Raw genomic sequence first — 11056 nt, forward strand, 5'->3', positions numbered from 1 at the left:
CGTGAAGTTACGAGGTGTCGGGGCCGGCCAGGATCCACAGCGGCACCACTGCCGAGTGGTAGCCCCGGTGTCGAAGTGCTCGCCCGCTGCCACACCGTGCTGCCCGTGCGGTCCAGAATGCTGCGGCTGGAGGTGCCTATACTCGCACCCCGATGTCGGTGATCTTCAGCAGACGCCACGGTGACAGCGGCAACTCGGGCGGAAGGGCTGAAGCCCCGACTCGCCGAGCAGGGCCGCCGGACAACTTCGCGCCGAGGCCCCGCATCAGGGGCGGTCGAGGAACGCCGGGTCGAAGCCGAAGGGAAGCTCCAGGCGGTGGGCTCGCATCAGCGTGGCGTCGGAGAGCAGGTCGCGGGTTGAACCGTCGGCGGCAACGGTGCCACTGCTGAGCAGCAGCGAGCGCGGGCACAGTTCCAGCGCGTAGGGCAGATCATGGGTGACGATGAGGGTGGTCACTTCCACGGAGACGAGGATGTCGGCCAACTCCCGGCGCGATGCGGGATCGAGGTTCGAGGTCGGTTCGTCGAGCACCAGAATCTCCGGCTGCATGGCGAGCACGGTCGCCAGGGCAACCCGGCGGCGCTGGCCGAAGCTGAGGTGGTGAGGGGGGCGCCGGGCGTGCCCGGCCATGCCCACCTGCTCCAGTGCGATCTCCACGCGCTCGCGAAGCGCGGAGCCGCGCAGGCCGTGGTTGGCCGGGCCGAAGGCCACGTCGTCGGCGACGGTCGGCATGAACAACTGATCGTCGGGGTCCTGGAAGACGATGCCCACTCTGCGGCGGATCTCCTGCAGGTGCCCGCGCCGCACCTCTAGCCCGGCGATCCGCACGTGGCCCGTTGCGGCTGTGAGGATGCCGTTGAGGTGCAACACGAGTGTGGTCTTGCCCGCGCCGTTGGGTCCCAGGAGGGCGACGCGTTCCCCCCTGTCGACGGTCAGATCGACACCGGATAGCGCCGGGTGCCCGTCGGGATAGTGGTAGCCCAGCCCGTCGACCTCCAGTGCCGGATACCCCCGCGCCAGGGAGACCGGCTCCTCCGGCGGCAACGCACTCATGCCGCTCCTCCTCGCAGCCGCAGCGTCCAGGCGGCAGCCCCCACCAGCAGGGCGGAGCCCGGCAGCACCAACGCGCGCGCCCAGGCGCCCGGCGACGCCGCGCCGCCGGTGGGAGCGGTAGGGCCCCCGGCGTAGCCGCGGCTGAGCATCGCCACGTAGACCCGCTCGCCCCGTTCGTAGGTGCGCACGAACAGGGCGCCCGCCGTGCCCGCGGCGGCGGCCAGTCGGCGCGGTGATCGACTGTGCAGACCGCGCGAGGCCATCGCCAGGCGCATCCGCGCGAGTTCACCGGAGACGACGGCGACGTAGCGCACCATGAACGAGGCGATCATGACAAAGGTCGGCGGTATCCGCAGCCGCGCCATACCGCTGAGGACATCGCCGATCGGAGTAGTCGCGGAGAGCAGAACGGCGGCCACCACGCCGAGCGTGGCCTTGGCCAGGATGTTGAACGCCCCGAATAGCCCGCTGACGCTCAGGCTGACACCGGCGACCACCGTCGCCGGTCCCGACGACAGGAACGGCAGGGCTACAGCGAACAGCACAAAGGGCGCCTCGACCAGCGCGCGCCGCACGATGAACCCCGCGGGAATCCGCGCTACGGCCGCCACGGCACCCAACAGCACCGCGTAAACGGCGAAGGCCCACAACTCCTCGCGCGGGGTGGTTGCGACGACGAGGACGAAGGCGAACACCGCGACCAGCTTGCAGTGGGCGGGAAGGCGGTGCGCCGGTGTGTCGCCGGGGCGGTAGAGCGCCGCAGCGTGCCCGCCGCTCATCCACGGTGGCCCGGACGCTTCTCTCCGGCCTCCGCCGACGCATCGGCCCGTGGCCTCCGCGGATGCACGAGGAGAAACAGGCCCCACGCGACGGTGAACGCGGCGAGCACGCCAACGGTTCCGGCGATGGCGCTCGACAGCCAGGGCGCTGTGATCCCCGTCGTTGCGTAGTCGGCGAGCGGCCCGGTGCCGAGCGCGTGGTCCTGCTCGGCTCGGGCGAATCCCAGATCGGCGGCCACGCGGTTCAGACCGTCGGGCTCGGCGCTGGCGAAGTAGCTGAGGCCGCCGGCCAGCAGCAGCGCTACGGTCAAGCCCGTGATCACAAGCGTTCGGGTGGCAACACGCACGGCTAGCCTCCTGCCGCAGGTCGGACGGGGGATGCATGTGGCACCGGCGAAGCGAGGTGGCGGGCCGCGAATACGAGATCGGGCCGGACCCTGAGGACGGCCGCCAGGGTGGCGCCGGTGATGAGTCCTTCACCGATCCCGATGAGCAGGTGGACTCCGCCCATGGCTGCCGCGACCGTGCCGATCGCGACGTCGGTGGTCCCGCCGAGCGCGTATTCGGCGACGAAGGCCATGGCCGAGACGGGCACCGAGAGCCCGGCCGCGAGACCGCCGGCCGCCACCGCAGCGGACCGGGTCTTGGGCAGTAGACGGATCAGCACGGCGAAGACTCCGTAGGCGGCGAAGGCGGTGACCACGCCCATGTTCAGCACGTTGAGCCCGAGTGCGGTCAGGCCGCCGTCGGCGAAGAGGAACGCCTGGACCACCAGGACCACGGTTACGGCCAGCGTCCCCGCGTAGGGGCCGAGGAGTAGCGCGGCCAAAGCGCCCCCGAGGAGGTGGCCGCTGGTGCCGCCCGCCACGGGGAAGTTGATCATCTGTGCGGCGAAGATGAACGCCGCCGCGAGGCCGGCCATAGGGACGAGCCGTTCGTCGGTGTCTGCTCGGGCCTTGCGCAGGCACCCGGCGACGGCGCCTACAGCGGCGACCCCGGCGCCGATCGACACCGGAGCGTTGATGAAGCCGTCAGGTATGTGCACGCTATTCTCCTCTGGCTGTCCCGTTTCCCTCCACCCGCGGCACGGCCTCATCGAAATCCGTTTCCACGGTGATCGTCCGGGCGTAGTCCATGGAGTTCATCCCTTCAGGGGCAGGTCGGCGTTCTTCCACGCCGTCATTCCACCGGTGACGTTGAGGACCTCCGAGTGCCCGTTGCGGGCGAGCAGGCTGGTGGCCACCGAAGAGCGATAGCCGCTCCCGCAGGTGACGGCGAGCGGCCGGTCGTCAGGGACCTCGTCCAGCCGGTCGGCCAGCTCGGCTCCGGTGATATGGAAGGCCTCGGCGATGTGGCCGCTGTGCCACTCGCTGGGCTGGCGCACATCGAGCAGCCGCACCTCGCCCCGCTCCAGCCGTTCCTTGAGGTCGTACACGGTGATCTGGGGAACGGTCTCGACGGGGCGGGCAGCGGTGCGCCACCCGGTCATGCCCGCGCGCAGCCACCCGGTCGGCAGCGGGTAGCCGATACGCAGGAGCTGCCAGCTGATCTCCCACAGATCGGCGGGATCGTCCATGACGAGCAGAGTCCGGGCCCCCTCCGGAAGCACCGTGCCGGCCCAGGTGGGAAAAGCCGCTCCGGTGCCCACGTTGAGGGCACCGGGGATGTGTGAGCCGCCGTACGCCTCCGGCTGGCGGGTGTCCAGGACGATCGCGCCGGCGTCGCGGTGCTGTTGGAACTCGCCGGCGCTCAACGCCGGCGGCTCGGCGAGCACGCCCAGGGGGTCGACGCCCCGCATGTTCTGCGAGCGCATACGCCTCCAGTACGGAGGCACCGCGGGCAGGTTGTCCAGGCGGATGCATTCGCGGACGAACTCCTCGGCGGAGTCCGCGTAAGACAAGACGGCGTTGGTCCGACGCTCGTATCCGACCGTGGTCGACAGCCGGCTGCCGATGTTGCCGCCGCACAGCGAACCGGCCACATGTGTCGGATACACCTGCACGCCGTCGGGCAGCGCGAGCAGCTTGGTCTGGATCGTGTCGCAGAAGGCCGACGCCGCCTTGCGCGCCTGCTCTTCGCCGCCGAGCAGGTCGGGCCGGGCGAGGTCGCCGACCAGCAGCGCTCCGCCCGATAGCAGCAGCGCGGGCACGTCGGCGCTGGTGGTGCGGTCATAGGCCAGCAGGCTCATGTGCTCGGGCGTATGCCCCGGCGTGTGGAGGACCTCGATGCCCACATCGCCGAACTCGATGACCTGCCCGTCGCGCAACGGCTCGTGGGGGTAGCCGTACTCGCCGGCGGCTGAGGCCCATACCCGGGCACCGGTAAGCTCGGTCAGCTCCCTGATCCCCGACAGGTAGTCGTTGTGGCCGTGGGAGTCGGCGGTGTAGGCGATGCGCAGGCCGCTCTCCCGGGCCGCCTGGAGATAGACCTCCACGTCGCGGCGCGGATCGAATACCAGCGCCCGCCCCGTCTTCTCATCGCCCACCAGATAAGAGGCATGGCCCAGCGACTGTGCGTAGAACTGCTTGAGGAACACGGGTCAGGCCACCTTTCCCGGCGTGTCGTTCGCGGGCCTGCGCACGGGCAGCTTCTCCTCGGCCCATACGGCTATGCCGCCGTCGAGATTGTCGGCCTGATACCCCTGATCGGCGAGGTAGTCGGCCATCCGGCCGCTGCGGCAGACCGTCACCGCAGGGCTGCCTGCATCGCGTTCCCCGAGCCGCTGCGGAAGCGCGTCCATCGGGATCCAGCGCGATCCCGGGATGCGGCCCACATCCCGCTCCTCGACCTCGCGCACATCGACCACCTGCAGCCGGTCCTGCTGCTCGCTGACGTGTCGCGGCTCCATGGCCCCTCCTTCCCCGGGAACGAGAAAACGGCCTTTCGCAGCCCTGCGCCCTGTCGGCGGCCCCGGCGCTCGGCTGCAACCGGCGAGTTGCGGTGGCGTCTTATCTGGTCTCGCTGTCCCGAGACCGGTGGCGCAAACCCGCGCCAGGCGCTCCGGATGCGACCGCCGTGCCTGCGCACAGGCGATCGGAGCCGTGTCGGTTCCGAACAGCGTTCAGCCCTGCCCGTTCAGGCATCGCTCACCCGGCGAGTAGGCCGGGCGCCGCGAGGACCGCGGCGGCCATGCCGCCGGCCACGGCCAGCACCAGGATGGCGAAGGCGCGCCGCAGGGGCACGGCCGGGATGCGCCCGGCCAGTCGACCCGCGGCCAGCGAGGCGGCCACTGCGGCAGTGGCGAAGACGGCGATGGTCCCGTAATCCAGGCCGGCGGCCGCGCCTGCGTGGGCGGCCAGTCCCGAGGCGGCGTTGACCGCGACCACCACCAGCGAGGTGGACACGGCCTCGACCGCGGTCAGTCCGAGGAGCAGTGTGAGCGCCGGGACGACGACGAACCCGCCGCCGACCCCGAACATCCCGGTCAGGAACCCGACCCCGGCACCTGCGGCCAATGCCTTGGGCAGGCAGCTGCGCCAATCGATACCCCCGGCACGGGTGCGGCAGGCCCCGCCCTCCTCGGATTGATTGCGCAGCATGTGCGCGGCCACCACCACCATCAGGAGCGCGAAAGCCAGCATCAGCCACCGGTCGGGCACCAGGCGCCCGGCCCCGGTGCCGGCGAAGGCCGCAGGCAGTCCGGCGCCGCCGAAGACGAGGGCGACCCGCCAGCGGACGGTGCCCTGCCGCAGCCTCGGAACCAGGCCGGCCAGTGCCGAGGCGCCGACCACCACCAGGGAGGCCGGTACGGCGGTTGCCACCGGCAGGCCGACGCCCACGACGAGCGCGGGCACCGCCAGGATGGAGCCGCCCGCGCCGAGCAGCCCGAGCAGAAGGCCGATCAAAAGGCCGAACGCGAGCGCCGCTCCCATCGGCGGCACCTCCCCTCGTCGATGTCGGTGGCTCCGGCGGCGGGCATCTCAGGCCCGGTCGGCGGCGGGCTCGGTCAACGCGCTCAGTGCCGCCGGGCCGTCGCCGGCCGCCGCCCGGTTCCACGGCAGCACGGAGAGCACCCGGGCCATGGCGCAGGTGTCGGTGACGGCAGCGACGGTCAGCCCCGCACCGACGGCGGCGGCCAGCCACTTCACCGGCTCGGCGAGCAGGCTGGCGCCCACAGCGAGTAGCACGATCGTTCCGGCCACCAGCCGTACCTGGCGCTCCATGGACCAGGTGCCGCGTCCCCGTACCAGCGGGGCTCCGGCACCTTCCCAGGCCGCGATGCCGCCCCGCAGCACCTGTACTCCCGCCAGGTCCGATTCGGCGACCAGCCGGCGGGCCTCCTCGGCACGGGTGCCGCTGCGGCAGACCAGGACGATCGGGTCGTCGTGGTCGGCCTGAAGCTCCCGGCGGTGCTCGCGCAGCAGATCGAGCGGGACGTTGTAGGACTCGGCGATGTGGGCCCCGGCGAACTCGCCGGGCGTGCGCACGTCGATCAGCCTGGTCCCGGGACGGTCGTCCATCAGCGTGCGCGTCTGGTCGACGTCGATGGATGCGGGCGCTGTCATGAAGTATCTCCTTGATGTCGGGAGTGAACCCTGTGGTCGTGGCTCTGCGGCGCGCCGGCGAGCCGGGGAGGCCTGCAGCGGTGCGCGTGTTCAGACCTCGGCCATGGGCACGCCGCTCGGTGCGGCGTTGGCGAAGAAGTCGTCGACGAGCACGACATCGCGACCGGCTCCGTCCAGCAGGGACGCCGCCGCTGCGGCGCGGTAGCCGCTGCCGCAGTGCACCCACACCCGACCGGGCGGGACCTCGTCGATGCGGCGGGCCACCTCAGGCAGCGGGATGTGCACGGCACCGGCGATGTGGGAGGTGTTCCACTCGTTGTTCAGCCGCACGTCCAGCACGACCTCGCGCTGTCGCGCCGGATCCTCGGTTCCGTCGGACAGGATCGCGGCCAGGTCGGCGAAGTCGGCGGAGTCCAGACCGCGCACCTGTCCGGGGTCGGCGGCGAGGTCCTCCGGCGAACCGCTGGCGGCGGCCTCGATGCGGTCGATGCCGATGCGCACCAGTTCGCGTTGGGCGCGGGCGACCTGGTCGGGCGACTCGCCCAGCAGGGTCAGCGGGGCGCCCCAGTCGATCATCCAGCCCAGCCAGGTGGGCATCGGGCCGTCCAAACCGAGGCTGACGGTGCCGGCCAGGTGCGAACGGACGTAGGCCGTGCGGTGGCGCAGGTCGACCACCCATTCGCCCTTCTCCAGCCGGCGACGCAGTTCGTCGGGGTCGGCGTGGCCAGGGAAACGCAGGTCGACGGGTTCGGGGCCGGCCAGGTTGGCCACGCCCATGTGCACGTAGTAGGCGGGGTAGGCGTCCAGCCCGGCCAGCGCCTCGGTGACGAACTCCTCGGCGGCCAGGCGCAGCGCGGGGTTCGTCTGCTTCTCCTGCCCGAGGGTGGAGTCGTCGGTTGCGGCCGGGGCGGCGGTGCAGAAGCTGCCGAAGCCGTGGGTGGGCCAGATCGATGCGCCGTCGGGCAGCACGTCTGCCAGCCGGAGCGCCGAGGCGTGCTGATGGTGGGCGAGTTTCTCGGCGTGTTCCTTGCCGAGGAGGTCGGTGCGCCCGGTGGTGCCGAACAGCAGCGACCCGCCGGTGAACACGCCTTCCGCACCGCCGGTGCCTTCCAGCACGTAGGAGAGGTGGTGGAAGGTGTGGCCCGGCGTCGCCACCACGCGCAGCCGCATGCCCCCGGAGATCTCGACGGTGTCGCCGTCGCTCAGCGGGGTGCGCCGGAAGGGCACATCGTCGTCGGCGGCGACGCCGTAGTCGGCGCCGGTGAGCCGGGACAGCTCCAGCCCGCCGGAGACGTAGTCGTTGTGGATGTGGGTCTCGACCACGTGGGTGATCTCCACACCCAACCGGCCGGCCAGGGCGAGGACGCGGTCGACGTCGCGCTGGGGATCGACGACGACCGCGGACTCTCCGTCGGTCGCCAGATAGCTGCGATCGCCCAGGGACGAGGTCTCGATCACCTCGACGCGGATCGTGTCCGTGGTCATGCTGATCACTTCCTTACGGTCGTGCCGTCGGTCGGCGGCGTGCCTGGGTGGATGTTGCGGGGCGAGCTCCACCAGGACGCGCCTCGGTCGCCGTGCGGGATTACCTACTCTCGGAATCCGAGTCACTACGGGAGGCTTTTCACCCCCGGGGGTATCCAGGCGGCAAAAAGGGGCGCGGCGTGCGCACACGCCGCGCGTGGTCAGGACAGCGCGAGGAAGAGCTTCTCCAGTTCGGCCTCGGTCATGGGCGGTTCGTCTCCGCGCTCGCGGGCGGCCTGGCAGTGCCGCATTCCGCTGGCGACAATCTTGAACCCGGCACGGTCGAGTGCCCGCGACACCGCCGCGAGCTGGGTGAGCGTAGCCGCACAGTCCTCGCCGTCCTCGATCATCGAGATCACGCCCGAGAGCTGGCCCTGGGCACGACGCAACCGGGTGAGCGCATCGCCCACCAGTTCAGGAGACATCTCCATGGTTCACCGCCTTTCGCCAATGCCAAACATACCCCCGCCCGTATCTATTCCGCGCCGACCCTCTCTCCGGCCATCACTTCGAACCCAACGAGGTTCCCGAGCCGACCGACAACGGCTACGCCGGGGCCCGTCATGCCCGACGAAGACCATCCCGACCTGCGGTTCCTCAGCGTGAGCGCCGAGAGCACCACCCGCTGATCCGCTCCGCGCACCCCTAGCTGCGTCGCCTTCGCCATCGCCCGCCCCGGGGGGCGCGAGCTGGTCGTCCTGCTCGGCGGCGACGCCGCGCCCGACCGCAGCCGGGCCGCGACCCGCACCACCGCGGCGATCACGGCCAGCATGAACACAGGGGCGATGGTTGTCCAGCGGGACCAGCGGGAAGAACTCGTAGCCGGTCACCGCCCCGCCAGATCCGGCGCGGCGGTCAAGCGGACCCGTGCGGTGGAGAATACCGAGCGGGCCGAGGGGCCATAGGAATGTGAGTCGAGTCCCCCTCGGACAGACGTCGTGTCCTGGGATTTTCTTTGTTCTATGTGACCTGGGCGCGCTCAGGGAACGGACTGGGAACGCCCCGAGGCGGGCGGCGACGGACGCAGCCGTTCATTGCAGGAGGCTCTGCTCGGCAGCGGCGATCAGCGTATCCGCGATCTCTTCGGGCGCGCGCGATCGACCGGTGTGGAGCAGATCCACTCCTTCGAACGATGTCAGAAGCCAGAGCAGGTCCGTGGCGCGCTCAACCGAAACCTCGGAGCGCAGCCATCCCTGTTCGGCGAGACGACCGGCCAGGTCGGCCGCACCCGTGAGCCGTCCTTCCTCCATGCGCCGGATCGCCCCTCCGGCAGCGGCCGCATCCAACCGCGCCATGGACGACAGCGCGCGCACCACGTCGATGTTGGCCGCATAGATGCGGACGACGCCCCGGATCGCCCCGCGCAAGCCGTCGCGCGCGTCCGGCTGGGCCGCTTCCTGGAGCATCTGCGCGAAACCGCCGCGATACAGAAGGTCCGCACCGAGTGCCTCGAACAGTCCTGCCCGAGAGCCGAACACCTGGTAGACGGTCGGGCGGGCGACACCGGCGAGTTTGGCGACGCGATCGATGCTGACCGGCTCGGTCGGGGCTTCGCTCAGGCGCTGATACAGAGCATCGAGGATGCGTCGCCGGGTCCGCTCGGCCGACTCCGCCCGCAGTCTCTGCTCGTACTTGCGCGACACCATGCCGAGAACTCTAACATTTCGATTGACACCGTGTATTCTGAAATACAGACTGTCATTCGAATCGACCGATGGCGGCACTCCCTGGGGCAGCCGCTTCACCGAGACGGAGTTCCCATGATGCGGATCATGTTCACCTGCGAACTGAAGCCCGATGCAGTGGACGAGGATCTTGCGCTGCTGAAGGAGGTCTACGCGGAACTGGAGGTGAAACGCCCCGCCGGGATGCGCTATGACACCTTCCAGGCCGACGACGGCGTCACCCTCGTCTCCTTGGTAGAGCTGGAAGGCGGTCCGGAGGCCATGCACGGGCTTCCGGCCTTCCAGCGCTACCGGTCCACGCTGGAGCAGCGCTGCGTGCGGCCACCCTCCATGACGGTGCTGAACGAACTCGGTACCTACTCGGCACCGTGACGTCCCGGGGCCGCCTCGATGGACGGCCGCCCGCATCGTGCCGCGGGTCCCGGCGATCCGACAGGGTCAACGGTCGACCATGTCGTCGGGCTCCACCAGTCCCTGCTTCCCGACCAGCCGCGGCACCACGGCCTGCGCTACGTGCAGAACCGGATCGGCGGCTCGGACTGGAGCCCGATCGGAGCGGACTTCGTCCCGCCGGACCCCGACCGGGTCCCGGCGCTGATGGCCGACCTCACCGACTCTATGAACGGGGCCGCCCATGCTCCCCCTGATCCAAGCGGCCATCGTCCACGCGCAGTTCGAGACGATCCACCCCTTCACCGGCGGCAACGGACGCGTGGGCCGTGCGCTCATCCACACGGTCTTGGCACGCCGCGGGCTGACCGAACGCGCGGTCCTCCCGATCAGCCTCGTACTCGCAACCCTGCGAGACGCCTACGTCACCGGGCTGAACGCTTACCGCCACGATGCGCCTGCTGCGAGCGCGGACGCGAGCGCATCGATCAACGCATGGCTGGCCACCTTCGTTCGCGCCTCTGCCATCGCCGTCGAACAGTCGAAGACGCTCATGGAACAGATCGAGGATCTACGCTCCGACCGGACCGACCGCTTGTCGACCTATCGGAAATCCGTCGGCCTGCGTGCGATACCGCGCGCGGATTCAGCCGTTGCGCGCTTGCCGGGCCAGCTTCCCGAGGCGCCTGTGGTTACCGCGACCACCCTGTCGACGATCCTCGGCATATCGTTCCCGGCGGCGAACGGCGCCCTCGAGGAGCTCCGCCACGCCGATGTGCTGCGGACCAGGTCGATCGAACGTGGCGCCGCCGCCTATCTCACCCGCGACGTGCTCGATCTGATCACGCTGGCGGAGGGCGCCTTGGCGAGCACGAAGTTCGACACCCGTACCGCTCCTCCGAACCGCGCGGTTCCAGCCCGTCCTGAGAACGGAGCGCCCCGGAGCTGACCGCAGAGGGGCCGCACAGCCGCCGGCGGCACGGCCACCGGCCGCGGAGCTGTCCGACTCCGGCCACGGTCCGGGGTGCCCGTGGGTCGCGGAGCGCCGAGCGGGGGGCCGGTCCGGGAAGCCCCGTGCGGACCGGCCCCGGACCCTGCCCGCTTGCGCAGGCAACGCCGG

At 70.7% G+C, this 11056-nt stretch carries 13 protein-coding genes; 2 read left to right on the forward strand and 11 right to left on the reverse strand.

The window, feature by feature from the left end; translation table 11 throughout:
- Window positions 1-264 precede the first annotated feature (264 nt).
- The 11 genes from HNR25_RS09385 to HNR25_RS09430 form a co-directional block, all read right to left on the reverse strand.
- Window positions 265-1053 carry an energy-coupling factor ABC transporter ATP-binding protein gene (locus HNR25_RS09385; RefSeq protein ID WP_184634272.1) on the reverse strand — a complete coding sequence of 263 codons (789 nt, stop codon included), beginning with the start codon at window positions 1051-1053 and terminating at the stop codon, window positions 265-267.
- Window positions 1050-1832 (reverse strand): cobalt ECF transporter T component CbiQ, encoded by a 783-nt coding sequence (gene cbiQ, locus HNR25_RS09390; RefSeq protein ID WP_184634273.1) that lies wholly within the window; start codon window positions 1830-1832, stop codon window positions 1050-1052. Before cbiQ ends, HNR25_RS09385 begins: the two co-directional genes overlap by 4 nt.
- Window positions 1829-2179, reverse strand: coding sequence for a PDGLE domain-containing protein (locus HNR25_RS25330; protein ID WP_221457480.1), 351 nt, complete (start codon window positions 2177-2179; stop codon window positions 1829-1831). The genes cbiQ and HNR25_RS25330 overlap by 4 nt, the downstream gene beginning before the upstream one ends.
- Before the next feature lie 2 nt (window positions 2180-2181).
- Window positions 2182-2877: an energy-coupling factor ABC transporter permease gene (locus HNR25_RS25335; protein ID WP_312862435.1), complete on the reverse strand. Its 696-nt coding sequence runs from the start codon at window positions 2875-2877 to the stop codon at window positions 2182-2184.
- A 96-nt stretch (window positions 2878-2973) separates the two neighbouring features.
- Window positions 2974-4368: an MBL fold metallo-hydrolase gene (locus HNR25_RS26810; protein ID WP_184634274.1), complete on the reverse strand. Its 1395-nt coding sequence runs from the start codon at window positions 4366-4368 to the stop codon at window positions 2974-2976.
- Between the two features lie 3 nt (window positions 4369-4371).
- Window positions 4372-4680 (reverse strand): rhodanese-like domain-containing protein, encoded by a 309-nt coding sequence (locus HNR25_RS09405; RefSeq protein ID WP_184634275.1) that lies wholly within the window; start codon window positions 4678-4680, stop codon window positions 4372-4374.
- Window positions 4681-4918: 238 nt separating this feature from the next.
- Complete coding sequence (locus HNR25_RS09410; protein WP_184634276.1) at window positions 4919-5704, reverse strand: sulfite exporter TauE/SafE family protein; 786 nt, start codon at window positions 5702-5704, stop codon at window positions 4919-4921.
- A gap of 48 nt (window positions 5705-5752) precedes the next feature.
- On the reverse strand, window positions 5753-6337 hold the full coding sequence (locus HNR25_RS09415; protein WP_184634277.1) for a rhodanese-like domain-containing protein: 585 nt from the start codon (window positions 6335-6337) through the stop codon (window positions 5753-5755).
- A 90-nt stretch (window positions 6338-6427) separates the two neighbouring features.
- On the reverse strand, window positions 6428-7822 hold the full coding sequence (locus HNR25_RS09420; RefSeq protein ID WP_184634278.1) for an MBL fold metallo-hydrolase: 1395 nt from the start codon (window positions 7820-7822) through the stop codon (window positions 6428-6430).
- A 200-nt stretch (window positions 7823-8022) separates the two neighbouring features.
- The gene (locus HNR25_RS09425; protein ID WP_184634279.1) at window positions 8023-8292 is read right to left on the reverse strand and encodes a metal-sensitive transcriptional regulator; all 270 of its coding nucleotides are present in this window, start codon (window positions 8290-8292) and stop codon (window positions 8023-8025) included.
- Between the two features lie 600 nt (window positions 8293-8892).
- Window positions 8893-9507 carry a TetR/AcrR family transcriptional regulator gene (locus HNR25_RS09430; RefSeq protein WP_184634280.1) on the reverse strand — a complete coding sequence of 205 codons (615 nt, stop codon included), beginning with the start codon at window positions 9505-9507 and terminating at the stop codon, window positions 8893-8895.
- A gap of 114 nt (window positions 9508-9621) precedes the next feature.
- Between HNR25_RS09430 and HNR25_RS09435 the strand changes: the two genes are divergently transcribed.
- Together HNR25_RS09435 and HNR25_RS09440 are read left to right on the forward strand one after the other, a co-directional pair.
- On the forward strand, window positions 9622-9918 hold the full coding sequence (locus HNR25_RS09435; protein ID WP_184634281.1) for a hypothetical protein: 297 nt from the start codon (window positions 9622-9624) through the stop codon (window positions 9916-9918).
- Between the two features lie 262 nt (window positions 9919-10180).
- Window positions 10181-10885 (forward strand): Fic family protein, encoded by a 705-nt coding sequence (locus HNR25_RS09440; RefSeq protein WP_184634282.1) that lies wholly within the window; start codon window positions 10181-10183, stop codon window positions 10883-10885.
- Window positions 10886-11056: the final 171 nt, after the last annotated feature.

Source organism: Streptomonospora salina (assembly GCF_014204715.1).
Classification (GTDB): domain Bacteria; phylum Actinomycetota; class Actinomycetes; order Streptosporangiales; family Streptosporangiaceae; genus Streptomonospora; species Streptomonospora salina.